Source organism: Streptomyces sp. V4I8 (assembly GCF_041261225.1).
In the GTDB taxonomy this organism is placed as follows: Bacteria; Actinomycetota; Actinomycetes; order Streptomycetales; family Streptomycetaceae; genus Streptomyces.
Map to the genome: position 1 here is coordinate 2,322,445 of NZ_JBGCCN010000001.1, position 25,471 is coordinate 2,347,915.

A 25,471-nucleotide genomic window follows, 5' to 3' on the forward strand; every position below is an offset into this window, starting at 1 on the left:
GGCGGGATCGTGCGTACGGCGCTGCTTCGACCGCTTCACCCTACTGCGCCGGACGATCACGGTGCGCCCGCGCCGCCCCCGACCGTCGCGTCGCCGGCCGGCGGCTCCTCGCGCGGGGCGAGGGACGTGAAATCACCGGTGTCCCCGAGGCGTACGAGGAACGGCCTCAGGCGGGTGTAGCGGATCGCGGTGATGGAACACGGTTCTACGGAAATCCTCTGGAAGAGGTCGAGATGAAGACCGAGAGCGTCCGCGACGAGGGACTTGATGATGTCGCCGTGCGAGCACATCAGATACACCGCGTCGGAGCCGTGATCGCGCTCCACGCGCGCGTTCCACTCCCGTACGGCCTCGGCGGCCCGGGTCTGCATCGTCCGCATCGACTCACCGCCCGGGAACGCGGCCGCCGAGGGGTGCGCCTGGACGACCTCCATCAGCGGCTCGTCCTTGAGCTCGGCGAGCTTGCGGCCGGACCAGTCGCCGTAGTGGCACTCGCCGATCCGCTCGTCGGTGTGCGCGGTGAGTTCCGGCCGGGCGTCGAGGAGCGGCCGGATCGTCTCCTGGCAGCGCTGCAGCGGGCTGGCGACGATCTCGGAGATCGGCAGCGCGGCGAGCCGCCCGGGCAGTGCGGCGGCCTGCGCGGTGCCGCGCTCGTCGAGGGCGACACCGGGCGTCCAGCCGGCGAGCAGTCCCTCGGTGTTGGCGGTGGAACGTCCGTGGCGGACCAGGATCAACGTGGGCATGCGGCCCAGCGTAGGCATACGACCGGGTGCGCTCGCGAGGGGATGGCGGGAGAATACGCTCCGTGATCGTCGACTGCGCCATCTACGAGGACGGGCGCCGGACGGAGGGGCCCGCGGACTTCTCCGACGCCCTGGATCTGTGCCGTCTGCGGGGCGACGCGTTCGTCTGGATCGGCCTGTACGAGCCGACGGAGAAGGAGTTCGACAAGGTCACCGACGAGTTCGGGTTGCACCCGCTGGCCGTGGAGGACGCCCTGAAGGCGCACCAGCGGCCCAAGCTGGAGGTCTACGACGACTCGCTGTTCATGGTCCTCAAGCCGGTCGGGTACGAGGCGAAGAGCGACATCGTCTCCTCCGGCGAGGTCATGGTCTTCGTCGGCGACTCGTTCGTGGTGACCGTCCGGCACGGCGTGGAGGCGCCGCTGGGGGCGGTGCGCAGCCGTCTGGAGCACGAGCCGGAGATGCTCCGGCACGGTCCCACGGCGGTGCTGTACATGATCGCCGACGCCGTGGTCGACCACTACGTGGATGTGGCGGGCGAGTTGGGCACGGACCTGGAGGAGCTGGAGGCGGAGGTGTTCTCGCCGACCGGCGGCGGCTCACGGCACACGGCGTCCCGCATCTACGCCTTCAAGCGGCAGATCCTGGAGTTCCGCAGGGCCACCGGCCCGCTCGCGCAGCCCCTGTCGCGGCTCGCCGGTACCGGCATGATCGGCGCGCGCGTGCCGTTCGTGCACGACAAGGCGCAGCCCTTCTTCCGCGACGTCAGCGACCACCTCACGCGCGTGAACGAGTCCGTGGAGGGCCTGGACCGGCTGGTCTCCGACATCCTCTCGGCGCATCTGGCGCAGATGAGCGTCCGGCAGAACGACGACGTGCGGAAGATCTCCGCGTGGGCGGCCATGGCCGCGATCCCCACGATGATCGCGGGGATCTACGGCATGAACTTCGAGCACATGCCGGAGCTGCACTGGACGGGGTCGTATCCGGTGCTGATCGCGGGCATGGTCGCCCTGGAGGTGCTGCTGTACCGGCTGTTCAAGCGCCGCGGCTGGTTGTAGGGCCGGTGGGCCGCCGGGGCCTGGTCAGGCGAACTCGGGGGCCGAGGTGGCCGGGCCGCCGAGGGCGTCGCGGCGTTCCGGCATCTTCAGGGACACCATGCGCCGCCAGCCCGCCACCCGCTCCCAGGCGTACACGGCGTGGATGCCCGCGGCGAGCAGGGCCGCTTTGGGCCGGGGCCAGCCGAGGATGCGGCCCATGTGGTCCATGACGGCGAGGCTGACGTCCCGGTAGATCCGGATCTCGGCGAGCGCGCACTCCCGCAGCGTCCGCTGGATGGCCCGGCCGTGGCCCTGGGCGGCGAAACGCAGGAGTTCCTCGTGGCAGTAGGCGAGGTGGTTGTCCTCGTCGCCCGAGATCATCCTGACCGCGCGGCCGAGGTCGGGATGATCGGCGAAGTGCTTGCGCAGCAGGTCCATCTGCTCGGAGGCGCGCTGCTCGGTGACCCGGCTGTGAGACAGGTAGGTGACGATGTCCTGCACGGTGAGCGGCTCCTCGCCCTTGAGCTTCTCGTGGGCGAGGCCGATGCCGTGCCGCTCCAGCAGCATCGTGTAGTCGGTCTCGGGCGGGACGGGGACGGGTTCGAGGCCGCGCTTCCTCATCAGGGCGTTGAAGATCCTCCCGTGCTTGTCCTCGTCCGCCCCGTGCCGGGTGATCTTGGGCGCGAGACCGCGCTCGCTCTGCGGGACGAGCGCGGCGATCCGCGCGTTCTCCCAGCCGCCCTGGGACTCGCCGCTGGCCGCGATGGAGCAGAACAGGCGGAAGGACTCGTCGTTGTCGAGGATCTCCTGGAACAGACTCTTGGCCGAAAGCATCGTGGGGCACCTCTCTGCAGGACACCGCAGGATTCCGCAGAGAACGAGTCAAATGCGGCGAGAGAGGTGCTGCAACAGCTGTGTCGGACAACTCCGCCAAAAGAATGACCCTCGGGGTCACGACGGGGGCGTAACCGGGTGGGGCACGCACGCGTTGTGCTGCGTGACGGCCGTGGCGGGGAAGACCCCCGAGCCCCCACCACGGCCGCTGAAAACTCCCCGGGCTGTACGGCGTCCCGGTGTCGGCGCGCGCTACGCGAGCCCGGCGCGCTCCAGGGCCTCGGTGCCGGCGCGGAGCGAGGTGAGCCGCTCGTCGAGGGTGAAGCCCGCGGGCGCGAGGGACAGGGTGGTGACCCCGGCCGCGGCATAGGCCTTCATCCGGTCGGCGATGCGGTCCACGGAGCCCAGCAGTGCGGTCTTGTCGATCAGGTCCTGCGGGACGGCGGCCGCGGCGCCCTGCTTGTCGCCGGAGAGGTACTTGGTCTGGATCTCGGCGGCTTCCTTCTCGTAGCCCATGCGCTGGGCGAGCTGGTTGTAGAAATTCTGCTTGGGGCTGCCCATGCCGCCGACGTACAGCGCGGTGTAGGGGCGGAAGGTGTCGGCCAGCGTGGCCACTTCCTTGTCGTCGCCCACGGCGAGCGGCAGGGTCGGGCAGACGTCGAACCCGTCGAGGGTCTTGCCCGCCTTCTCGCGCCCGGCGCGCAGGTACTTGATCGTCGTGTCCTCGAGGTGCTCGGCGGAGGGGAAGATCAGCAGGGCGCCGTCGGCGATCTCACCGGTCTGCTCGAGGTTCTTCGGGCCGATGGCGGCGATGTACAGCGGGATGTGCTCGCGCTGCGGGTGCACGGTCAGCTTGATGGGCTTGCCGGGGCCGTCGGGCAGGGGCAGCGTCCAGTGCCGGCCCTCGTACGACAGGCGCTCGCGCGTCATGGCCTTGCGGACGATCTCGACGTACTCACGCGTGCGTGCCAGCGGCTTGTCGAACTTGACGCCGTACCAGCCCTCGGAGACCTGCGGTCCGGAGACGCCGAGGCCGAGCCGGAAGCGGCCGCCGGAGAGCGAGTCCAGGGTCGCGGCCGTCATCGCGGTCATCGCGGGCTGGCGGGCCGGGATCTGGAAGATGGCGGAGCCGACGTCGATGCGCTCGGTCTGGGCGGCGACCCAGCTCAGCACCGTGGCCGCGTCCGAGCCGTACGCCTCGGCGGCCCAGCACACGGCGTATCCCAGCCGGTCGGCCTCCTGCGCGACGGCGAGGTTGTCCGCGTCCATTCCGGCACCCCAGTAGCCGAGGTTGATCCCGAGCTGCATGGCCGATTCCCCTTACCGATCAGTAACGTCCCTTGTGGGCCCGACCATAGCGCGGGGGACCCCCGGCGGGGAGCCCGGTGTGGCGGGCGTCGCCCCGACGGCCGTGGGGATCCCTGGTGACCGTCTGAAAACTGGTTATCCACAGGCCCCCACATGGCAGGTCCTGGCCAGTAATCTCGGCATTCATGGAGCAGAGGCATCTCGGCCGCACCGGCCTGCGCGTGTCCCGTATCGGGCTCGGCACCCTCACCTGGGGCAGGGACACCGACGAGCACGATGCCGCGGACCTCTTGAAAACGTTCTGGGAGGCGGGCGGCAGCCTCGTCGACACGGCCGACGTGTACGGCGACGGGGAGGCCGAGTACCTCCTCGGCCGGCTCATAGAAGGGCTGGTCCCGCGCCGGGACCTGGTGATCTCGACGAAGGCGGGCAGCGTGCCCGACCCGGACCGGCGGTTCGACGGCTCGCGCGGCCATCTGCTCTCGGCGCTGGACGCCTCGCTGGCCCGGCTCGGCACGGACTACGTCGACATCTGGCACATCCACGCCTACGACCCGTCCACCCCGCTGGACGAGACCCTCCAGGCCCTCGACCTGGCCGTCAGCAGCGGCCGGGCCCGCTATGCCGGTGTCTCCAACTTCTGCGGCTGGCAGCTCGCCAAGGCGGCGACATGGCAGCTCGCGGCGCCCGGCACCCGGACCCGGCTGGCGAGCACACAGCTGGAGTACTCGCTGCTCCAGCGCGGTGTGGAGCGCGAGGTGCTGCCGGCCGCGCTGGACCTGGGCATCGGCCTGCTCCCGTCCTCCCCCCTCGGGCGGGGCGTCCTGACGGCCAAGTACCGCAACTCCACTCCCGCCGACTCACGCGGCGCCTCCGAGCATCTGGCGCCCTTCGTCGCGCCGTACCTCGACGACACGGCGAGCCGCATCGTGGACGCGGTGCAGACGGCGGCCGACGGGCTGGCCGTCACCCCGCTCCAGGTCGCCCTGGCCTGGGTCCGCGACCGGCCCGGTGTGGCCGCGCCCGTCATCGGCCCGCGCAACGCGCAGCAGCTCACGGCGGCATTGTCAGTGGAGGCCCTTAGTCTTCCTGACGAGATCTGCCGGGCGCTCGACGACGTGTCAGCGCCCGTGCACCGCTATCCCGATCACGACTGGAGCACGCTGTGAGCACGGAGCCGCCCGAGACCACGGAGAACACCGAGCCGGTGACGCCGGGGGCCGCGACGGAGGGCGGGGCGCCGGGGGCCGGGGGCGACGACGGTGACGGTGGCGCCGGAGCCCCGTCGCCGGAGGGCCAGGAGGGCGATGGCGGCTCCGCGGCGCAGTCGTCCGAGGAGCAGCCGTCCGAGGAGCAGCCGTCCGAAGGGCAGTCGTCCGAAGGGCAGTTGTCCGAGGCCGAGGCCGAGCTTGCTGCTCAGCGCGTCGAGCGGGAGCGGATCGCACGGCGGAAGGCCGAGAAGCAGGGGCCCGTCGAGAGCGGGACCAAGCTCAGCGGGAAGGCCGCCGATCTGCTGGCCGCCGTACGGGCCGTGGAGAGCGGCGCCAAGCCCGTCGCCACCGCCTTCAGCGAGCCGGAGCCACCGCGCCGCCCCGCCGCGGAGCTGGTACGCCGACCGCAGCCCGTGGTGGCCGACGTGCCCGTCGGCCCCGCGCCGGAGACCGTCGAGTCCGTGCGGCGCGTGCTGACCGAAGGCGGCGCCCCGGAGGCTCTCGCCCCGCAGGTCGCCGAGGCCCTCGGCGAGGGCGCGGCCGACCAGTTGCGGGCGGACCCCTGGCAGTTGCTGCGTGTCGCCGGCGTACGGCCCGAGCAGGCCGACGGGTTCGCGCGGGCCCTGCTCGGCGCGGAGTGCGGACCCGACGACGAGCGGCGCGGCCGGGCGGTCACCGTCTGGCTCCTGGAGCAGGCGGCCGTCGCCGGGCACACGGCCCTGGAGATGCCGACGCTCACCACCGCGCTGGCCCAGCGAGGCGTGCCCGACGCCGATACGGCCGTGCAGAACACCCTGGCCGAGGGCGAGGCCCTGGTCTTCCAGGACGCCCTGGACGAGCCCGGTACCCCGGCGCCCCGGGGGGACGACGAGGCGGAGGAGGACGACGAGCGGCCGGTCCGTGTCCTGGTCGGCCTGGAGCGGTACGCCCTCGCGGAGGAGAGTCTCGCCGACGGGCTGGCCCGACTGATCAACTCGGCGCCGAAGCAGGACGGTTCGGCCGAGGAGTGGGAGCGGGCCGCGACCGCCGCGGGCTCCGCCGCCGACCTGATCCGCGCGGTCGCGAGCCACGGCCTGGTCCTCCACACCGGTGGGCAGGCGTCCCTGGCCGAACCGGCGGCGCTGGTGCACGCGGCGCGGGCGCTCGGGCTGCGGGCCTGGGCGGCCACGCACACCCCGGCCGGCCGGGGCCGCTTCTCGGCGCTGCTGAGCGGGTCCGGCGGGCCGGGCGCCCCCGCGCGGCCGGAATCCGCTCCCGGTGTCGCCACCGTGGCCGGACTGCTCTCCGGTGCCGAAGGGCCCGGCCGGGACGCGGACGGTGCGTTCGACCTCGACCTGCTCGTCCTGCTCGACGCACCGCAGCTGGACGTGGAGACGGCGGCCCTGCTCACGGAGTCGTTGCCGGACGGGGCCCGGCTGGTGCTGGCCGGGGATCCCGCGGTGCTGTGGTCGGCGGGGCCCGGGCGGGTGTTCGCCGATCTGCTGGCGGCGCGGATCTGCCCGCAGATCGCCTCGCGGCGGCCGGATCCGGGCCCGCTGGGCGAGCTGGTGTCCGGTATCGGCATCGGCGAGCTGAACCAGGTCGAGGCGCCCGGCAAGGAGGTCGTGATCGTGCCGGTGCGCGACGCGGGCGAGGCCGTGCACCGCACGGTGCAGCTCGTCGCGGACTCGGTGCCCCGGGCGATCGGCATCCCGGCCGAGGAGACCCAGGTGATCACGCCGGGCCACGGCGGCGCGGCCGGCACCCGCGTCCTCAACGCCGCGCTCAAGGAGCGGCTCAACCCCGGCCCTGGCCGCTTCGGCGGCTTCGACCCCGGTGACCGCGTCGCGTACTCGCCCGCGCCGGGCCGTATGGTGCCGGGCCAGGTGGTGAAGGCCGACGCCGAGGGACTGCATCTGTCCTGCGCGGGCGAGGCCGTCGTCGTACCGAAGGAGCGGGTGGAGCAGTCCGTACGGCACGGCTGGGCGCTCACCGCGCACCAGGCGGCGGGCGCCCGCTGGCCCGCGGTGGTCGTCGTGCTGCCGGGCGATGCCGCACAGACGCTGAACCGGCCGTGGGTCTACACGGCGTTCAGCCGGGCCGACCGCCATCTGTCCGTGGTCCACGGTGTGGAGAAGGCCCTGCCCAGAGCGGTCGCCGAGGTCCTGGCGAAACCGCGTACGACCCGGCTGCCCGTCCTGCTGGGAACACAACTGCCGACGCCGAGCTGAGCGCGTCAGCAGGAGGAACCGCGCGAACGCGCACGTCAACGGCGGCGGCCCGGACCTCGTCCGGGCCGCCGCCGTCATGACAGCCGTCGCGCCGCAGTCGGCGGTTCGCTAGCGGTCCAGTGGCTCCAGATCGTCTTCCTCGTCCGGATCGGCATCGAGTTCGTCCTCGAAGTCGCCTTCGTCACCGATGTCGTCAGCGATCTCGTCGTCGAACACCACGCTGACGTCGAATCGGCAGACCACGCGCTGGGGATCGACCCCCTCGAAGGGGGCCTCCAGCCATTCACCGGGGTCGGCCTGGTCGTCCGAGGCCGTCACCCAGAGCGTGGAGTCGCCCTCCTCCAGGCCGAACTCCTTGTGCCGGGAAGCGATCTCGTCCGGCTCGAACTCGCCGAACAGGATGCCCAGCGCCCCGTGCACCGTGCTGGAGCCCTCCGCGTCGGCGCCCGCGTCGTAGTCCGCCGCCTCGACCCGCTGGGCCTGCGCCAGCAACCGCTGCGGCTCCGCCACGGCGTAGTCGCGGCGGATCAGCACACTCAGCGCGTTCGGTTCCTCGGGGCCCGTGTACGGCGGCAGGGCGTCCTCCGCACCGGGGATCTCGAAGGGCGTGACCTCGTCGTAGCGGTCGTAGAGCAGCTCGTCATAGGTCTCGGCGGCCGCGGCCAGCTGGTTGAACGCCTCGTAGACGGCCGGGTCGTCCTCACCCGACCGGCGTTCGACCGCGGCCAGGTGGCGGTCGAGCGCGGTCTTGACCGCCTCGGCGGCGGCGCGTACCTCGGCAGCGGTGGGCTGCACAGCATCAGACATAGTGCAGACGCTATCCGTACCGGGCCCCAGCCCGCACAATAGATGCGATGCCGGAATACGAATTTGTCGACGTGTACGTACCGCGCGGGGTCTCCCGCAAGGACGCCACACGCCTGCTGACGGACCATGCCGAGTACGGACACTGGGAGTTGGACCGCCTGAGCCTGCTGCGCGACGGCAGCCGCAGGGTGCGGCTGCGGCGCCGGATCATCCGCCAGGTGCGGGCCACATGGTGAGCTGAGGCGACAGACAGCGAGACAGGCACAGCAGCGAAGAAAGCACGGAGCGGGCCCCGCCACGGCGGGGCCCGCTCCGTTATGTACCGGACGGCCGAGCCTTACGCCGAAGGCCGAGCCTTGCGGTACAGCACGGTGCCCGCCAGCAGCGCCCCCGCGCCGACCGGCAGGGCGAGGCCCATCGGCAGGTCGCTGCCGGTCTGGGCGAGCTCCGCTTCGCCCTGGGGCTGGGTGACGAAGTGGGCGCCCGGGTGGTTGCCGCCGGAAGAGCCGCCCGGCGTCTCGCCGCCCGCGCTGGGCGGCGTGCTCGGGGAGCCGGGGTGGCTCGGCTCGGCGGGGTTCTCCGGGTTGCCGGGGTTACCGGGGTTACCGGGGTTACCGGGGTTACCGGGGTTACCCGGGTTACCGGGGTTGCCCGGCTGCTCGGGGTTGCCGGGGTTCCCGGGGTTGCCCGGCTGCTCCGGCGTCCCGGGCGGGTTCTCGTGGCCGCCGCCCGGCGGGGTGTGGGCCCCGCCGCCGTCGTTGGCGCAGTCGTTGCCCTCGGTGGCGTTGCCGATGCCGATGATGTCGACGCTGTTGCCGCACACGTTGACCGGCACATGCACCGGCGCCTCGACGTGGTTGCCGGAGCCGACGCCGGGCGAGTCACTGGCGTGACCGCCGGCCGACGCCCCCGAGCCGCCACCGGAGCCGTGGCCGGATCCGTGTCCGCCGCCCGTGTTGGCGCAGCTGTTGCCGCTCGCCGGGTTGAGCACCCCGACGACATCGACCGTGTTGCCGCAGACGTTGACCGGCACGTGCACCGGCGCCTGCACCGTGTTGCCCGACAGCACGCCGGGCGAGTTCGAGCTGGAGCCGTGCGCACCCGAGCCGGTCGCGTGGGCGGCGCCGCCCACGGCTGCGACGATGCCGGTCGCGGCCGCCACGGTCATCAGGCCCTTGCGGGTGACCTGTCGCATTGCTGATTACCTGCCTTCGACCTTGTTCCGAAGAAAGGACGCCGGAAATCGGCCGGCGCCCCGAAAAGGCCGGTCGGCCCCGGAGCGCATGGCACGCACTCCGGGGCCGACGGGCTCAGCCCTTTTACAGGGCGAGGCACAACGTCACTTGTTGATGCAGGTGTTGCCGAAGGCGGGGTTCAGCAGCCCGATCACCGAGATCGTGTTGCCGCAGACGTTCACGGGGACGTGAATCGGAGCCTGAACGACGTTGCCCGAAAGGACACCCGGGGAGTGCACCGCGGCACCCTGGGCACCCGAGTCGGCGACGGCGAGGCCCGCGCCCGCGAGAACCAGCCCACCAGTGGCAGCCGCAGCGGCGACGACCTTCTTGATCATTGTTCCTCCTTGTTGGCAATGCGATCACAAGTAGCTGATCGCATCACCTGTAACGAGGAGGAACTAATAGGGCTACGACCTGATGAGCGCGTTCACCCGCCCCGGTCACAGTCAGTACGTCTGGTCGAATACTGAAGTGTGCTTTCAGCGGCCCAATTCAGGACGCATCGATGAACCGGTCGAGCACCCGCACCCCGAATTGCAGCCCGTCCACCGGCACCCGCTCGTCGACGCCGTGGAACATCCCCGCGAAGTCCAGCTCCGGCGGCAGCTTCAGCGGGGCGAAGCCGAAGCCTCGGATGCCCAGGTCGTCGAAGGACTTGGCGTCGGTCCCGCCGGAGAGCATGTAGGGGATCGCCTTGGCCGCCGGGTCCTCGGCCACCAGGGCGGACTGCATCGCCTCGACGAGCGCCCCGTCGAAGCCCGTCTCCACGGCCTTGTCGGCGTGCACGTCCTCGCGGCGCACGTTCGGCCCGAGGATCCGGTCGAGGTCGGCGAGGAACTCCGCCTCGAACCCGGGCAGGAAGCGGCCGTCCACATGCGCGGTGGCCTCGCCCGGGATGACGTTGACCTTGTAGCCCGCGCCGAGCTGGGTGGGGTTGGCCGTGTTGCTGAGGGTCGCGCCGATGAGCTTGGCGATGCCGCCGAGCTTGGCGAGGGTGCCCTCCATGTTCTCCGGGTCGAGCTCGGTGCCGAGGGCGTCGCCGAGTTCGTCGAGGAAGGCCCGGGTGGTCTTGGTGACCCGCACCGGGAACTTGTGCCGGCCCAGCCGGGCGACGGCCTCCGACAGCTCGGTGATCGCGTTGTCCCGGTGGATCATCGACCCGTGTCCGGCCGTACCGGCCACGGTCAGCTTCATCCAGTGCATGCCCTTCTCGGCCGTCTGGATCAGATAGAGCCGCCGCTCCTCGCTGACGGTGAACGAGAACCCGCCCACCTCGCTGATCGCCTCGGTCACGCCCTCGAAGAGCTCCGGGTGCTTGTCGACGAGGAACCGGGCGCCGAACTTGCCGCCCGCCTCCTCGTCGGCGAGGAACGCGAGCACGATGTCCCGCGGCGGGCGGCGCCCGCTGCGCAGCCGGTCGCGGACGACCGCCAGCGTCATCGCGTCCATGTCCTTCATGTCGACGGCCCCGCGCCCCCACACGCACCCGTCCGCGACCTCGCCGGAGAAGGGGTGATGGGTCCAGTCGTCCGCGTTGGCGGGTACGACGTCGGTGTGGCCGTGGATGAGCAGCGCGGGCCGGGACGGGTCCTCCCCCTCGATCCGTGCCACGGTGGAGGCGCGTCCCGGGTGCGACTCGAAGATCTTCGGTTCGAGGCCCACCTCGGCGAGCTTCTCGGCGACGTACTCGGCCGCCTTGCGCTCACCGGGTCCCGAGTGGTCGCCGTAGTTGCTGGTGTCGATCCGGATCAGCTCGCGGCAGAGGTCCACGACCTCGTCCTCGCCGGTGACGCCCCTGGTCGTGTCCGTCTCGCTCACGCTGCTTCCTCCCGCGCTGTCGCTGCTGGTGGTACCCCCTCATCCTGCCCCTCGCGCCGCCCCGGCCCAAGACCGGCCGCGTCCCGTCACACGCCGTTCACGCCGCGACGGGGGGTGATCAGGCACCCTCGAAAGCCTGGTAATGTTTCCTGTGTCGCCGCGGGGCAACCCCGCACGACAGACACCTTGTCCGGGTGGCGGAATGGCAGACGCGCTAGCTTGAGGTGCTAGTGCCCTTTATCGGGCGTGGGGGTTCAAGTCCCCCCTCGGACACCAGCGAAACCCCTGTCAACCAGGGGTTTCTTGCTTTTCCGGGGTCGCCTGGGCCCTTCCTCGGCCGTCGGCCGCCAGCAGGGCGATCACCACGAGTGCCGCGAGCAGGATGATCACCAGGACCAGCACCGTCAGGGTCGTGGGGTCGTTCCAGAGCGCGAACACGAGCGCGATCACCAGCAGGGCGCCGATCGTGAGCCACTTCCGGTTGGCCTCGGTCCAGGTCCCGGCCCGTCCGGTGGTGACGCCGTGCGCGTTCGCCCACCGGGCCGCGGAGTCGGCGCCGTGCTCGGCCCGGCCGCGCACCGCACGCGGCAGTCGCCCGGGGCCGACGAGGTAGGCGCCGAGCGCGACGATCACACCGAGCACGATCACGGTGCGCAGCGTGGCCTTCAGGAAGCGCAGGAGGGTGTCGAAGACCGCGGCCGCCGCCGATTCGGAGAGGACGCTCGGCGGGAGATGGTCCAGGTAGTAGCGGCGGGCGACGACGAGGGCGACGGCGACGATCAGACAGCCCAGGGCCGCACCCAGGGCCGCCTTCGCCAGCGCGCGGCGGCGACGGTGGGCCAGCAGGACCCCCGCCGCCCCGAGCAGCACGGTGATCACCGGCATCCAGTAGCCGGCCAGGTCCAGCGCGTGCGCGGTGTCCTGGAACTGGTCGAGTTTGTCGGACTTGAAGAGGACGACCTGTTTCTCGACCTCGGGGATCTTGGAGGCCGGCTGCACACCTGCGTCCACCAGGTCCTGCTTGACCTGGTCCACGGCGGTTCCGACATCGAGGGTCACGGTGCCCTCCGAGACACCGATGGCCCCGCGCCCCTTGCCCGTCAGCGCGTGCACCACGGCCGAGTGGGCGGTCCGGTTGGCCGTGACCCACAGCTTCTCGAAGCGGTCGCTCTCGACGAAGCGCTTCGCCACACGCTCCGCCGCGGCGTTCACGGCCGCGTCCAGCTGGGGGGCCAGCGACCTGACCGCCGAGGCCGCTCGGGGCGGCAGCCCCTGCGACTCCAGCCACTTCGCGATGTCGGCGGTCACCTGCTCGCCGTTGACGCGCACGTCCACCGCGTCGACGAGGCGGTGGCGCACGGCGTCCTCGATCGCGGAGTCGGAGGCGAGCGGCTTCATCGTCTTGACGTAGCGGTCGGTGTCGAGGGCGATGTCGTGCACCCATACCGTGATCACGGTGACGGGGACCAGGACACACGCGAGGACGATCAGGACCGCCGAGGCCGTGCTCCGCAGAAGGCTCCGCGCGCGACCGTCCTGTCGTGGGTGCGACATCAGTCCTCCGGCATCGGGACACCGACCCGCGGCCACCCGCCGCGGTTCGTCTCCATTCCCGCCGATCACGGGGGCCGCGGCATCCCGGGATGAGCCATCCGGACGCTCTGTCGACCGCTCTGTCACGCTGTGTGGGGCATGTCTCGTCGGTCGAAGATCACCAGGTCAGCGCCCGTGGCCCGCTCCCCCGAGCACCTCTGACGGCCTTCCCGAGTGGTGAACCAACGGCCGCGAACCTAGCGTCGTACTAAAATTTCCGGCTTGTTACGGAGCTGGAGCCGGACAACCCCAGGCAAACCTGTGGCCCGCCAGCGCCCCGGAGGCATCCGGGATCGAGACGCGAGGACCGGATGGCAGCCATACACGAGGGCAGTGCTCTCGGCCTGCTCGATGAGGAGATCCGCGAGAAGTTCGGCGACACAGCCCGTTTTTCCGGAGGTCAGGCGGCCTCCCCGCGCACTCTCGTCGACGTCTTCGAGGCGTCCGTACGGTCGTACCCGGACGAGCCGGCCCTGGACGACGGCACGACCGGCCTCACCTATCGTGCGCTGGCCGTCGAGGTGCAGCGGCTGCGGCGCAGGCTCGCCGCGGCGGGGGTGGGCCTCGGGGACCGGGTGGGCGTGCGGGTGCCGTCCGGGACCAATGACCTCTACGTCGCCATCCTCGCCGTCCTCGCGGCCGGCGCCGCCTATGTCCCGGTCGACGCCGAGGACCCGGACGAGCGGGCCGAGCTGGTGTTCGGGGAGGCGGATGTACGGGCCGTGATCGGGGCCGGGCACGAGATCGCCGTGCACGGCGTGTCCGACTCCCCCGCCGCCCGTCCCGGCGTCGAGCACGACGCGTGGATCATCTTCACGTCCGGCTCCACCGGGAAGCCCAAGGGCGTCGCCGTCTCGCACCGCAGTGCCGCCGCGTTCGTGGACGCCGAGGCCGCGCTGTTCCTCGCCGAGGAGCCGATCGGGCCAGGGGACCGGGTGATGGCGGGGCTGTCGGTGGCCTTCGACGCGTCCTGCGAGGAGATGTGGCTGGCGTGGCGGTACGGGGCCTGTCTGGTGCCGGTGCCGCGCTCGCAGGTCAGGAGCGGTGCCGATCTGGGGCCCTGGCTGGTCGAGCAGGAGATCACCGTGGTGTCCACAGTTCCCACGCTGGCCGCGCTCTGGGAGCCCGAGACCCTCAACGACGTACGCCTGCTGATCTTCGGCGGTGAGGCCTGTCCGCCCGAGCTGGCTCAGCGGCTGGTCACCGAGGGGCGTGAGGTGTGGAACACGTACGGGCCGACCGAGGCGACCGTCGTGGCCTGCGCGTCGCTGATGAGCGGGGAGGAGCCGATCCGGATCGGGCTGCCGCTGGACGGCTGGGAGCTGGCCGTCGTCGACGAGGCCGGGGAGCCGGTGCCGATGGGCGCCAGCGGGCAGCTGGTGATCGGCGGTGTCGGGCTGGCTCGGTATCTCGACGCCGAGAAGGACGCGGAGAAGTACGCGCCGCTTCGGTCGCTGGGCTGGGAGCGGGCGTACCGCAGTGGTGACCTCGTGAAGGCGGAGCCCGAGGGGCTGGTGTTCCTCGGACGGGCCGACGAGCAGATCAAGCTCGGCGGGCGGCGGATCGAGCTCGGTGAGGTGGACGCCGCGTTGCAGGCGCTGCCGGGGGTGGCCGGTGCGGCCGCCGCCGTGCGGACCGCCCGCGGTGGCAATCAGCTGCTCGTCGGGTACGTGGTCATCCAGGACGGCTGGGATCAGGCGGCGGCGGTCGAGAGGCTGCGGGCGGAACTGCCCGCGGCGCTCGTGCCGCTGCTCGCGCCGGTCGAGGAGCTGCCGACCCGTACGTCGGGCAAGGTGGACCGCAACGCGCTGCCCTGGCCGCTGGAAGGCCAGGAGAGCGGCGGTGGTCCGGCCGAGCAGCTCTACGGCACCGAGGCCTGGCTCGCCGAGCAGTGGACCGAGGTGCTCGGCATCCCGGTCAGCAGCGCCTCCGACGACTTCTTCGCGATCGGCGGCAGCAGTCTGGCCGCCGCGCAGCTGACGACGCGGCTGCGGACCCGCTATCCGAGCGCGGCCGTCCTGGACATCTACCAGCAGCCGGTGCTGCGCAAGCTGGCCCGGCACCTGGAGAAGTCCGCGCAGGACGACGGGGCGGAGCGTTTCATCGCGCCGGTGCCCCGGCGCGCGCAGGTGCTCCAGCTCCTGCTGCTCGTTCCGCTGTTCACGCTGCTCGGCCTGCGCTGGACGGTCGCGCTGACCGTGCTCGGGAATCTGCTGCCCGCCTACTCATGGCTGCCGACAGCTCCCTGGTGGCTCCTCGCCGTCGGTGGCGTCGTCCTGTTCAGCCCGCCGGGGCGGCTCGCGCTGGCCGCCGGGGGCGCGCGGCTGCTGCTCAGGGGCGTGAAGCCCGGCCGGTATGCGCGCGGTGGCGGTGTGCATCTGCGGCTGTGGACCGCCGAGCGGCTCGCCGAGTTCAGCGGGGCGACCTCGCTGACCGGGGCGTGGCTGGAGCGGTACGCGCGGGCGCTGGGCGCCAAGGTCGGGCCCGATGTCGACCTGCACTCGCTGCCGCCGGTCACCGGCCTGCTCAAGCTGGGGCGGGGCGCGGCCGTCGAGTCCGAGGTGGATCTGTCCGGGTACTGGCTGGACGGCGACCGGCTGGAGATCGGCGCGGTGAAGGTGGGCGCGCACGCTGTCGTCGGCACGCGCAGCATGCTCTTCCCCGGTGCCCGGGTGGGCAAGCGGGCCGAGGTGGCGCCCGGTTCGGCGGTCACCGGGCAGATTCCCACCGGTCAGCGGTGGGCGGGCGCTCCGGCGGTCAAGCTGGGCAAGGCCAAGCGCAACTGGCCGAAGGAACGGCCGCGGCGCGGGACGTACTGGCGTGTCATGTACGGCATCACTGGCTTCGCGCTCACCGCGCTGCCGGTGCTGGCGGGTGCGGCCGCGTTCCTCGTGGCCAGGGTGTTCTTCACGCCGGACGCGCCCCTGACGGGCGCCGCGCTGGCCCTGGTACCGGCGACGCTCGCCTTCGGGCTGGCGTACGCCGTGCTGATCCTGATCGGCGTACGGCTGCTGAGCCTCGGTCTGCGCGAGGGGACGCATCCCACGCACAGCCGGATCGGCTGGCAGGCCTGGACCGTCACGCAGCTCATGGACCGCTCACGGGAGACGCTGTTCCCGCTGTACGCCGGGCTGGTCACACCGGTGTGGCTGCGGCTGCTCGGGATGCGGATCGGGCGGGGTGCCGAGGTGTCGACCGTGCTGGCGCTGCCGAGCCTGACCACGGTCGGCGAGGGTGCGTTCCTGGCCGACGACACGCTGACCGCGCCGTACGAGCTCGGTGGTGGCTGGATGCGGATCGGGCGGGCGGAGATCGGGCGGCGGGCCTTCCTCGGGAACTCGGGGATGACCGCGCCCGGGCGGACCGTGCCGGACGGCGGGCTGGTCGGCGTGCTCTCGGCGACGCCGAAGAAGGCCAAGAAGGGCACCTCATATCTGGGGCTGCCGCCGGTGAAGCTGCCGCGTGCCGCGGCCGACGGTGACCAGAGCCTGACGTACGACCCCCCGGCGCGGCTGCTGTGGGCGCGCGGGCTGGTGGAGCTGTGCCGGATCGTGCCGGTGTTCTGCTCGGCGGGGCTGGCCGTGCTGACGATCGCCGCGCTGTGTGCGCTGGGCGTCTGGGCGCCGCTGCTGGCGGGGCCGGTGCTGCTGGGTGCCGGGGCCGTGGCCGGGCTGGTGTCCATCCTGGCCAAGTGGGTGCTGGTGGGGCGGCACCGCAGCGGGGAGCATCCGCTGTGGTCCTCCTTCGTGTGGCGCAACGAGCTGGCGGACACCTTCGTCGAGGTGCTCGCCGTGCCGTGGCTGGCGGGGTCGGTGCCGGGTACGCCGGTGATGACGGCCTGGCTGCGCGGGCTCGGCGCGCGCATCGGCAAGGGCGTGTGGGTGGACAGCTACTGGCTGCCGGAGACGGATCTGGTGACGCTGGAGGACGCGTCCACCGTGAACCGGGGCTGTGTGCTCCAGACGCACCTCTTCCACGACCGGATCTTGCGGACGGATACTGTGGTCCTCCGAGAGGGCGCGACGCTGGGTCCTGGCGGGATCGTTCTGCCCGGCAGCGCGATCGGGGCCCGTACGACGCTGGGTCCCGCGTCGCTCGTCATGGCCGCGGAGTCCGTCCCCGACGACACCCGTTGGCTCGGCAATCCGATCGAGGCATGGCGAACCTGATGCCGGCCCACTCGGAGCCGGAGCGGCGTGGACCGGCGGGGAGTGGCATCAGTACGGCGCAGGGAGCACAGACAGCAGTGGCAGTTCAGCAGGCGGCGGGCGCGGACCCGTACTTCCCGGAGCACGGCGATCCCCGGTACCGGGTGCACCGGTACGAGCTCGCGCTGGACTACCGCCCGGGCCCGAACCGACTGTCGGGGACGGCCCGGATCAACGCCATCGCGGGACGGGCGCCGCTCACCGAGTTCGTGCTGAACCTGGCCGACTTCAGGATCGGGCGGGTCCGGGTCGACGGACGACAGCCGCACTACACGCATCGCGGCGGGCGGCTGCGCCTGCGCCCCGCCAAGCCCGTCCGCGCCGGGGCCGCCTTCACGGTCGAGGTGCACTGGTCGGGCAACCCCAAGCCGGTGAACAGCCCCTGGGGCGGCCTCGGTTGGGAGGAGCTGGAGGACGGGGCGCTGGTGGCGAGCCAGCCGATCGGGGCGCCGTCGTGGTACCCGTGCAACGACCGGCCCGCCGACAAGGCGTCGTACCAGATCTCGATCACCACGCCGTCGGCGTACGCGGTGGTGGCGGGCGGGCGCCTGCTGACCCGTACGACGAAGGCGTCCACGACCACCTGGGTGTACGAGCAGTCGGCGCCGACATCCAGCTATCTGGTAGGGCTGTCGATCGGCAAGTACCAGACGGTGCTGCTGGGCGACCCGGGCCTGGGCGGCGTGCCGCAGCACGGGCACATCCCGGCGCATCTGCTGCCGGATTTCTCCCGGGACTTCGCGCGCCAGCCGCAGATGATGGAGCTCTTCCAGGAGCTGTTCGGGCCGTACCCCTTCGACGAGTACGCGGTGGTCGTGACGGAGGAGGAACTCGATGTCCCCGTCGAGGCCCAGGGGTTGTCGCTGTTCGGCGCCAACCACGTGGACGGGGCGCGGGGTTCGGAGCGGCTGGTGGCGCACGAGCTGGCGCACCAGTGGTTCGGCAACAGCGTGTCCATCGCGGACTGGCGGCACATCTGGCTGAACGAGGGCTTCGCGAAGTACGCGGAGTGGCTGTGGTCGGAGCGCTCGGGCGGCCGTACGGCCCAGCAACTCGCCGCCGTGGCACACCGGTTGCTGTCGACGCTGCCGCAGGATCTGCGGCTGGCGGATCCCGGGCGCAAGTCGATGTTCGACGACCGGCTCTACGAACGCGGCGGGCTCGTGCTGCACGCGGTGCGCTGCGCGATGGGTGACATCGCCTTCTTCCGCATGCTGCGCGCCTGGGGGCAGCTGCACCGGGGCGGCACGGTGACGACGGCCGCCTTCACCGCGCACGTGGCCCGCTTCGCGACCGAGCCGGTGGACGAGCTGTTCGAGGCGTGGGTGTACGGGGCGGCGCTGCCGGCGTTTCCGACGGCGACGCCGCCCCAGGTGAGCGCCTGAGGGCGGCGAATTCGGCGTGGTTCGGTGTGCGCCGGGGCAGTACCCGTCAAGGGTGCCGCGCCTGGCCGCGCGCCCAGAGCTGACGGCTGCGATCATCCGCTGGAAGCGCCGCCCGTACATACTCGATGTCGGAGGGCGTCAGCAGGTCCCTGGCCGCGGGGCTCAGCATTTCGAGCATCCATCCGCCGGACCGGTCGAACCAGGGACGCACGTCAAGCGCGGGGGCCAGTTTCAGAAGCCAGACGACCGCCCGGTCACGCACCCCACCCGGTGGGGTCTTCTGAAGACGCTGGACGGTGTCATTGAGCACCCACTCCGTTCCGCCGCCGGGCGCGAGCCTCTCGTCGAGATCCAGCCCCAGAAGCTCATGGAAGAGATCGACCAGGTCCGCGCGTCGGGTCCGGTCCAGCAGGCGGCAGGTGCACACGAGCAGGGAGATCCTCGTCGCGTCGTCGAGCGCGCTGAGGTAGAGCCCGCGGTTGGCCAGTGTCCGCAGCACGTCGAGCGCGAAGTGGACGGGAAGCACGTTGCACTCCCCGGCGAGTCTGCCGCTGATCAGCATGAGGAAGTGGGAAATGGCCGGAGCGCCGCGGCCCGCGTCGAGCGGTCTCAGGCACGTGGTGTAGCGGTACAGCAGTTCCTCGCGGGGTTCCCGTGGGCACAGCAGTAGGGCGATCAGCGCATGGGCGGCCGAGACGTGCCGTCCGAGGTGGTCGACGGTGAAGATGCCCATGAACTCGCCGAGTTCCTCGAACACGGGGAGTGACGGCTCCAGAAGGAGCTCGGTGTCCTTGTCGTGGAGCGACCGTGCGCGCCGCAGTGCGTCGTGTGCCGTGTAGTCGGCGAAGAGACCGTCATCAGGGGCGTTCAGCAGCCAGGTGATGTTCTTCGAGGTGGGCGGGGCGTCGTGGTGCTCCAGGCGCAGGGCAACGTCCCTGCTGTCGTCCCGGGAGACGGGCACCGTGCCCACGGCCCGGGTGAAGGCGTCCCAGGTGGCCGGCGTGAACTGCGACTTCCAGAGGGTCGCGTGAGCACGCCAGCTGTCGGCCGGGACGCAGTCCTGTGCGGTCAGCTCGGAGAACTGGACGACATGCCCGGGTGCCAGGGCCAGGAGCAGGAGGTTCGCGCTGTGACAGGCGTGACGGTACGTCACCGGCACCGCGCCGGTGGTGTAGCCCGAGTCGCTGCCGGCGGGCAGGGCGTGCAGCGCTTGGGGAAAGAGGGCCCGAAGCGGTCGCGTGGAGGGCAGGAGCTCACTCAGATTCTGGAGGATCTGGGCCCGATCGGTCAGTGGCGAGAAGGACAGCAGGGCGAAGAGAAGGCCCTCGTACGGCCCTCGGTCCGGGCAGTGCGCCAGCGTGCGGGCGATCTTCCGGGCGACCAGGTACTCGCCGAAGGTGGCGTGCAGGAACTCGTACCAGCACCTGTCGGCGCCATCCTCGTACGTGGCCCTGGCCTCGTGCATGAAGAAGAACCGGCCGAAGATCAGCCGCGCCTCGGGGTCGGCTGAACGTCGGTCGGGGGCACGCAGGAAGCCGAGGTCGTGTTCGGCTTCCTCGGCGCTCACGCCCTGGCGTCCGCGGTTGAACATGGCGCAGGCGATGACCGAGAGGAGATCGAGTTCGTCCTCGACTCTGTCCTCCAGCTTCTCGGGACGCAGCCTGGGCTCCAGCTTTCCGAGCTGACGGCGGACGAACAGCCGCAGCAGCCGCTCGTACAGGTTGACCCGGCTCAGGGGTATCTCGTCGTCGCGCCCGGCCTCGGGGTCGATCGCGTAGTAGAGGGCCAGCATGAGCAGCAGGAGGGGCTGGGGCGCCAGTTCGGGGTGGAGTGCTGCCACGTCCGGGCGAAGTGGCGGACAGGAGTGCCGGTTGGCCGTGTTCCAGACGTCCGACCAGCGGGCGATGCGGGCATCGTCGAAGGGCTCCAGGCGGACGATCACGGTGCCGTCCGGGAAGCGGGTCTGGTCGGCGACGACGGTCCGGCTGGTGACGACGGCGGCCACCGGGAGGCCGTTGTCAGCCGATCTCCACTGGAACTCCGCGATCTCCTCCAGGTAGTACCAGTGGTCGGTGTCGCCCGCCTGGAGCAGTTCGTCGAGCCCGTCGAAGATCAGGACGGGCAGGACGCCTTCGGCCGACTCGGTGACCGTCTCCCAGGTGAGGTCCGTCTGCGTGGCCTGGCGCAGAGCCTGGGCGATCTGGTCGAGGATCCCGGCGTCGGCCGCCACGCTGCGCAGTTCGACACGGATCGGCAGGTAGTCGGCCGGCGGCAGGCGCGCGGCCAGCAGGCGGGTGAGCAGCGACTTGCCCGCGCCCGGATCGCCGAGGATGACGAGCGGTTTGCCGACGGCCTGGGATGCCGTGAGGTGTCCGGCCAGGAAGCCCTGGATCTCCTCGCGAAGCGGGTGCGTGCGCCACCAAGCGTCGACGTGCGGCTCGCTGTGACCATCGTGGAAGGCGACCCGGAAGGCCGGGTTGACGTATCCCTCGGCGAGCCGCGGGATACGGGGGCCGGACTGAGTCCGGTCGGTCTCGGCGAACGGCGATACAGGGCGGCTGAGTTCCCGGCGGTAGACGGCGGACAGCCGCGTCGGCCAGGTGCCCGGCGTGATGTCACGGGCGAGGACGTGCAGCAGCGTCCCCAGCCCCTCAAGTCCCCGCTGTCGCTGGTGCAGTTCGCGGTGGAGCGCATCGAGCCGTTCCTGAGCGGGGCCTTCGGGGCACGCGCGCCAGATCTCCTCCGTGGTCGTCTCGTCCTGCATGCTCGCCCAGAGGAACAGTTCGGGGCATTCGGCAGCGAGTTCGACCAATCGGATCTCGTAGCGGAGCATGGCTTCCCGGACGGCCTCCACCGGGGGCCGCGCACCCGTCAGCGCTGCCGCGGCAGCGACGTAGTGGGCGAACAGCTGGGTGCGGTGATCCGCCTTGGAGTCACCCGCGTCGGGCAGCGGTGCATCGGGGTAGGCGTCGTCGCCGAGGCTGTTCTCGAAGAGCCGGGCCGCATGGAGCCGCGGGCGGGGCGAGGTTCCGGGGTTCAGGATCGGGCTCGCCACGCCCGCGTCGGCCACCACGACCGTGTGGGCGGCGTGCAGCAGCCGGGCCCGGTGGGGGCGACAGGTGCGCCGTACGCGAGGGCCGAGACCGGACAGCATCCGGTCGGCGACGTCGGCGAACCGGTCGCGGAACGCCGCCATCTCTTCCGGCTCTCGCAGGACGCCCGCCGCCATGTCCCGCATGTCGTCGTGGAGGCACATGTCCTCGCCGGTGAGGATGGCGGCCGACTCCGAGAAGCTGCCGGGGCTCGCATCGTAGGGTTCCCGGCCGACGGCCGCGAAGCGCCCGCCTTCGCCGTCGTTCCGGCAGACGGGGCAGCCCGCGGGTTCCGGGGCGGGCGTGGGGCGGGCGGGACGACCGGCCGTCGTCGCCGCGTACGCCAGTTCGTCCTCCAGTTCCTCCAGACGCCGGCGCCAGTAGTCGAGGGGACCGTCGAAGGCAGCCACCATGACCCGTACGACATCCCAGTCGGGGGCCTTCGTCCGCCGCCCGTTCAGCAGCTCGGAGACGGCCGCCGGACTGAGGTTCAACAGCCGACACAGCTGTGCCCGGCTGACACCGCTCCTGTCGACCTGCGCCTTCAGCGGTCGCCAGAAGGCAGCCACCAAGTCACTGCCGGACACGTGACGTTCCCCCTCGTCGTGCTGTTCGTCCGCTCGGAGCTTACGGGTGCGGGCGACGGCGCGTACCCGCACCGGCACAATGGAGGTCATGTCCCGACGCAGCGTCCGTTCCCCCGCCACGCCGAAGACCCCGGTCGCCTGTCCGTGCAGGCTGTCCGAGCCATACGACAAGTGCTGCGGCCGCTACCACTTCGGCGCCGGCGCCGCGCCGACCGCCGAGGCGCTGATGCGGGCGCGCTACAGCGCCTTCGTGCAGCAGGACGAGGCGTATCTGCTGGGGACCTGGCATCCGCGGACGCGGCCGGCCCGGGTGGACTTCGATCCTGGGATGCGGTGGACGGGGCTGGAGATCCTCGACACGAGCGATGGATCGGCCTTCCACTCCACGGGGACCGTGACCTTCCGCGCCTCGTTCCGGGGCGGGTCGCTGCATGAGCGGAGCCGGTTCGAGCGGGTCGACGGGGCGTGGGTGTATGTGGACGGGGAGTTCCTGAGCTAGCGCTCCCCTACCGCCCTCTGCCTCCTCACGGCGCCAGGATGTCGAGTTCCTGGAGGGCGCCCATGGTGATCTCGCGGGTCAGGTGTTCGGCGCGTACCGCGTCGCCCGCGCGGACCGCCTCAGCGACCTGGACGTGCAGGGTGACGGCGGCCGGGTCGGGGTCCTCGAACATGACCTCGTGGTGGGTGCGGCCAGCGAGGACCTCGGCGACGACGTCCCCGAGGCGGGCGAACATCTCGTTGCCGGAGGCGTTGAGGATGACGCGGTGGAAGGCGACGTCGTGGATGAGGTAGCCCTCCAGTTGGTGGCCGCGTGAGTGGGCGACCATGCCGAGGGCGCACTCGGTGAGTTCGGCGCACTGGTCGGCCGTCGCGTACTTCGCCGCCAGGCCCGCCGCCACCGGCTCGATGGCCGAGCGCAGAATCGTGAGCGAGCGCAGCTGCTGGGGGCGGTCGGCACCGGCCAGTCGCCAGCGGATGACCTGGGGGTCGTAGACGTTCCACTCGGCCTTGGGGCGGACGGTCACGCCCACGCGGCGGCGGGACTCCACCAGGTGCATGGACTCCAGGACGCGGACCGCCTCGCGCATCACCGAGCGGGAGACGTCGAAGCGCTGCGCCATTTCGTCCGTGCGCAGAACGCTGCCCGGCGGGTACTCGCCCGCGGTGATCGCGGGGCCGAGGGTTTCCAGTACTCGGCCGTGCAGCCCCCGGCCCGTTGTGCTCATGCACTCAGCGTACGGGGCAGATCACGCGATCAAAAAGTCAGACTTATATGTCACAGGGTCTTGAATTCGTCCTACCTAATGAGTTTCAGTTGCGTCGACATCACGTGTCGACGAAGACAGCAGACAGTGAGGCAGCGATGAGTACCCCCCATGTCGTCGTGGTCATGGGCGTCGCGGGCACCGGCAAGACCACCATCGGTCCCCTGCTCGCGGCCCGGCTCGGCGTCCCGTACGCCGAGGGCGACGACTTCCACCCGCAGGCCAACATCGCCAAGATGTCGGCCGGCACCCCGCTCGACGACGACGACAGGTGGCCGTGGCTCGACGCCATCGGCGCCTGGGCGCACGAGCGGGCCGGGCTCGGCGGGGTGGTCAGCTGCTCGGCGCTGAAGCGGTCGTACCGTGACCGGCTGCGGGCCGAGGCGCCCGGAGTCGTGTTCGTGCACCTCAGCGGTGACCGGGCCCTCATCGAGGACCGGATGACGCACCGGCAGGGGCACTTCATGCCGACGGCGCTGCTGGACTCGCAGTTCGCCACGCTCCAGCCGCTCGGGTCCGACGAGGCCGGAGTCGCCGTGGACGTCACCGGCAGCCCCGAGGAGATCACCGAGCGAGCCACCAAGGCGCTGAGCGAGCTTCCCGAGTCGGACTCGTCGGACTCGTAACAGGCGTCGTCACACCGCTCGCATCATCCCTCGCACCCCCCTGACACACCCCCCACGGCAGTACCCCCTCCCCAACCCCCGTACCTGCAAGGGAAACCCCCGTGACCAGACTCAGCGTCGAGATGCTGGCAGCGGACACGGTCGAGCCCATCACCTCGGCCGGCCACGCTCAGCTGGGCATCGCCGTACTGGCGGGCATCGCCGTCATCGTGCTGCTCATCACCAAGTTCAAGCTCCACGCGTTCCTGTCGCTGACCATCGGGTCGCTGGCGCTGGGCGCGTTCGCCGGGGCGCCGCTCGACAAGACCATCGTCAGCTTCACCACCGGCCTCGGCACCACGGTGGCCGGCGTGGGCGTGCTGATCGCCCTCGGCGCGATCCTCGGCAAGATGCTCGCCGACTCCGGCGGCGCCGACCAGATCGTCGACACGATCCTCGCCCGGGCGAGCGGCCGTTCCATGCCGTGGGCGATGGTGCTGATCGCCTCGGTGATCGGCCTGCCCCTGTTCTTCGAGGTCGGCGTCGTGCTGCTGATCCCGGTCGTCCTGATGGTCGCCAAGCGCGGCAACTACTCGCTGATGCGCATCGGCATCCCGGCCCTCGCCGGTCTCTCCGTGATGCACGGTCTGGTCCCGCCGCACCCCGGGCCGCTGGTCGCGATCGACGCGGTCGGGGCCAACCTCGGTGTGACGCTGGCCCTCGGCGTCCTCATCGCCATCCCGACGGTGATCATCGCCGGTCCGCTGTTCTCGAAGTACGCCGCCCGCTGGGTCGACGTCCCGGCCCCGGACCGGATGATCCCGCAGCGCGCCTCGGAGGACCTGGAGAAGCGTCCCGGCTTCGGTCCCACGCTGGCGACCATCCTCCTGCCCGTCGTCCTGATGCTCTCCAAGGCACTGGTCGACATAGTGATCGACGACGCCGAGAACACCGTGCAGCGCGTGTTCGACGTGATCGGCTCGCCGCTGATCGCCCTGCTCGCCTCCGTGCTCGTGGGCATCTTCACGCTGCTCAGGCCCGCCGGGTTCGGCAAGGAGCGGGTCTCGCCGCTGGTCGAGAAGAGCCTCGCGCCCATCGCGGGCATCCTGCTGATCGTCGGCGCGGGCGGCGGCTTCAAGCAGACGCTGATCGACACCGGCGTGGGTCAGATGGTCCTGGACATCTCCAAGGACTGGTCGATCCCGGCGCTGCTGCTGGCCTGGCTGATCGCGGTGGCGATCCGGCTGGCGACGGGTTCGGCGACGGTCGCGACGGTCTCGGCCGCCGGGCTCGTGGCGCCGCTGGCCGCCGACATGTCGACGACCCACGCGGCCCTGCTGGTCCTCGCCATCGGCGCCGGCTCCCTCTTCTTCAGCCATGTCAACGACGCCGGGTTCTGGCTGGTCAAGGAGTACTTCGGCCTGGACGTCGGCCAGACCATCAAGACCTGGTCCGTGATGGAGACGATCATCTCGGTGGTCGCCGGCGCTCTGGTCCTCCTCCTCTCGCTGATCATTTAGGGGTACG

The 25,471-nt window shown here is 71.4% G+C and carries 19 protein-coding genes and 1 tRNA gene; 10 read left to right on the forward strand and 10 right to left on the reverse strand.

Annotation, left to right across the window (positions count from 1 at the left end; genetic code table 11):
* Positions 1-56: 56 nt before the first annotated feature.
* Positions 57-743 (reverse strand): histidine phosphatase family protein, encoded by a 687-nt coding sequence (locus tag ABIE67_RS10510; protein WP_370256028.1) that lies wholly within the window; start codon positions 741-743, stop codon positions 57-59.
* Between the two features lie 62 nt (positions 744-805).
* On the opposite strand from ABIE67_RS10510, the gene ABIE67_RS10515 reads away from it, so the two are divergent.
* Positions 806-1,804: a magnesium and cobalt transport protein CorA gene (locus ABIE67_RS10515; RefSeq protein WP_370256029.1), complete on the forward strand. Its 999-nt coding sequence runs from the start codon at positions 806-808 to the stop codon at positions 1,802-1,804.
* A 24-nt stretch (positions 1,805-1,828) separates the two neighbouring features.
* Here the strand turns inward: ABIE67_RS10515 and ABIE67_RS10520 are convergent, their stop codons facing one another.
* Both ABIE67_RS10520 and ABIE67_RS10525 read right to left on the reverse strand, forming a co-directional pair.
* Positions 1,829-2,617: a ferritin-like domain-containing protein gene (locus ABIE67_RS10520; protein WP_370256030.1), complete on the reverse strand. Its 789-nt coding sequence runs from the start codon at positions 2,615-2,617 to the stop codon at positions 1,829-1,831.
* A gap of 252 nt (positions 2,618-2,869) precedes the next feature.
* Positions 2,870-3,925 carry an LLM class F420-dependent oxidoreductase gene (locus tag ABIE67_RS10525; protein ID WP_370256031.1) on the reverse strand — a complete coding sequence of 352 codons (1,056 nt, stop codon included), beginning with the start codon at positions 3,923-3,925 and terminating at the stop codon, positions 2,870-2,872.
* 185 nt (positions 3,926-4,110) lie between these two features.
* On the opposite strand from ABIE67_RS10525, the gene ABIE67_RS10530 reads away from it, so the two are divergent.
* Together ABIE67_RS10530 and ABIE67_RS10535 are read left to right on the forward strand one after the other, a co-directional pair.
* Positions 4,111-5,094 carry an aldo/keto reductase gene (locus ABIE67_RS10530; protein WP_370256032.1) on the forward strand — a complete coding sequence of 328 codons (984 nt, stop codon included), beginning with the start codon at positions 4,111-4,113 and terminating at the stop codon, positions 5,092-5,094.
* Entirely contained in the window at positions 5,091-7,346 is a 2,256-nt protein-coding gene (locus tag ABIE67_RS10535; protein ID WP_370256033.1) for a helix-hairpin-helix domain-containing protein, read from the forward strand. The genes ABIE67_RS10530 and ABIE67_RS10535 overlap by 4 nt, the downstream gene beginning before the upstream one ends.
* A gap of 108 nt (positions 7,347-7,454) precedes the next feature.
* Here the strand turns inward: ABIE67_RS10535 and ABIE67_RS10540 are convergent, their stop codons facing one another.
* On the reverse strand, positions 7,455-8,153 hold the full coding sequence (locus ABIE67_RS10540; protein WP_370256034.1) for a hypothetical protein: 699 nt from the start codon (positions 8,151-8,153) through the stop codon (positions 7,455-7,457).
* Between the two features lie 47 nt (positions 8,154-8,200).
* Between ABIE67_RS10540 and ABIE67_RS10545 the strand changes: the two genes are divergently transcribed.
* Positions 8,201-8,389 (forward strand): DUF5703 family protein, encoded by a 189-nt coding sequence (locus ABIE67_RS10545; protein ID WP_005485166.1) that lies wholly within the window; start codon positions 8,201-8,203, stop codon positions 8,387-8,389.
* Between the two features lie 101 nt (positions 8,390-8,490).
* Here ABIE67_RS10545 and ABIE67_RS10550 read toward each other — a convergent pair whose 3' ends face one another.
* From ABIE67_RS10550 to ABIE67_RS10560, 3 genes are all read right to left on the reverse strand, one after another.
* Positions 8,491-9,348, reverse strand: coding sequence for a chaplin (locus tag ABIE67_RS10550; RefSeq protein ID WP_370256035.1), 858 nt, complete (start codon positions 9,346-9,348; stop codon positions 8,491-8,493).
* A 144-nt stretch (positions 9,349-9,492) separates the two neighbouring features.
* Positions 9,493-9,726: a chaplin ChpH gene (gene chpH, locus ABIE67_RS10555; protein ID WP_048584573.1), complete on the reverse strand. Its 234-nt coding sequence runs from the start codon at positions 9,724-9,726 to the stop codon at positions 9,493-9,495.
* A 157-nt stretch (positions 9,727-9,883) separates the two neighbouring features.
* Positions 9,884-11,209 carry a M20/M25/M40 family metallo-hydrolase gene (locus ABIE67_RS10560; protein WP_370256037.1) on the reverse strand — a complete coding sequence of 442 codons (1,326 nt, stop codon included), beginning with the start codon at positions 11,207-11,209 and terminating at the stop codon, positions 9,884-9,886.
* Between the two features lie 188 nt (positions 11,210-11,397).
* Between ABIE67_RS10560 and ABIE67_RS10565 the strand changes: the two genes are divergently transcribed.
* Positions 11,398-11,485, forward strand: a tRNA-Leu gene (locus ABIE67_RS10565).
* A gap of 12 nt (positions 11,486-11,497) precedes the next feature.
* Here ABIE67_RS10565 and ABIE67_RS10570 read toward each other — a convergent pair.
* Positions 11,498-12,763 carry a hypothetical protein gene (locus ABIE67_RS10570; RefSeq protein ID WP_370256038.1) on the reverse strand — a complete coding sequence of 422 codons (1,266 nt, stop codon included), beginning with the start codon at positions 12,761-12,763 and terminating at the stop codon, positions 11,498-11,500.
* A gap of 350 nt (positions 12,764-13,113) precedes the next feature.
* Between ABIE67_RS10570 and ABIE67_RS10575 the strand changes: the two genes are divergently transcribed.
* A complete protein-coding gene (locus tag ABIE67_RS10575) occupies positions 13,114-16,971 on the forward strand; it encodes a Pls/PosA family non-ribosomal peptide synthetase (protein ID WP_370256039.1) in 3,858 nt (1,285 codons plus the stop codon).
* Positions 16,972-17,048: 77 nt separating this feature from the next.
* The gene (locus ABIE67_RS10580; RefSeq protein ID WP_370256040.1) at positions 17,049-18,395 is read left to right on the forward strand and encodes a M1 family metallopeptidase; all 1,347 of its coding nucleotides are present in this window, start codon (positions 17,049-17,051) and stop codon (positions 18,393-18,395) included.
* Positions 18,396-18,441: 46 nt separating this feature from the next.
* Here ABIE67_RS10580 and ABIE67_RS10585 read toward each other — a convergent pair whose 3' ends face one another.
* Positions 18,442-22,164, reverse strand: a complete 3,723-nt coding sequence (locus ABIE67_RS10585; protein ID WP_370256042.1) for an AAA family ATPase — start codon at positions 22,162-22,164, stop codon at positions 18,442-18,444.
* Here ABIE67_RS10585 and ABIE67_RS10590 point away from each other — a divergent pair.
* On the forward strand, positions 22,154-22,573 hold the full coding sequence (locus ABIE67_RS10590; RefSeq protein WP_370256044.1) for a YchJ family protein: 420 nt from the start codon (positions 22,154-22,156) through the stop codon (positions 22,571-22,573). The two genes, ABIE67_RS10585 and ABIE67_RS10590, sit on opposite strands and share 11 nt — an antisense overlap.
* Before the next feature lie 25 nt (positions 22,574-22,598).
* Here ABIE67_RS10590 and ABIE67_RS10595 read toward each other — a convergent pair whose 3' ends face one another.
* Positions 22,599-23,300: a FadR/GntR family transcriptional regulator gene (locus ABIE67_RS10595; protein ID WP_370256045.1), complete on the reverse strand. Its 702-nt coding sequence runs from the start codon at positions 23,298-23,300 to the stop codon at positions 22,599-22,601.
* Positions 23,301-23,437: 137 nt separating this feature from the next.
* On the opposite strand from ABIE67_RS10595, the gene ABIE67_RS10600 reads away from it, so the two are divergent.
* Positions 23,438-23,965 (forward strand): gluconokinase, encoded by a 528-nt coding sequence (locus ABIE67_RS10600; RefSeq protein ID WP_370256046.1) that lies wholly within the window; start codon positions 23,438-23,440, stop codon positions 23,963-23,965.
* Positions 23,966-24,066: 101 nt separating this feature from the next.
* Positions 24,067-25,464 carry a GntP family permease gene (locus ABIE67_RS10605; protein WP_370256047.1) on the forward strand — a complete coding sequence of 466 codons (1,398 nt, stop codon included), beginning with the start codon at positions 24,067-24,069 and terminating at the stop codon, positions 25,462-25,464.
* The last annotated feature ends 7 nt before the right edge of the window (positions 25,465-25,471 follow it).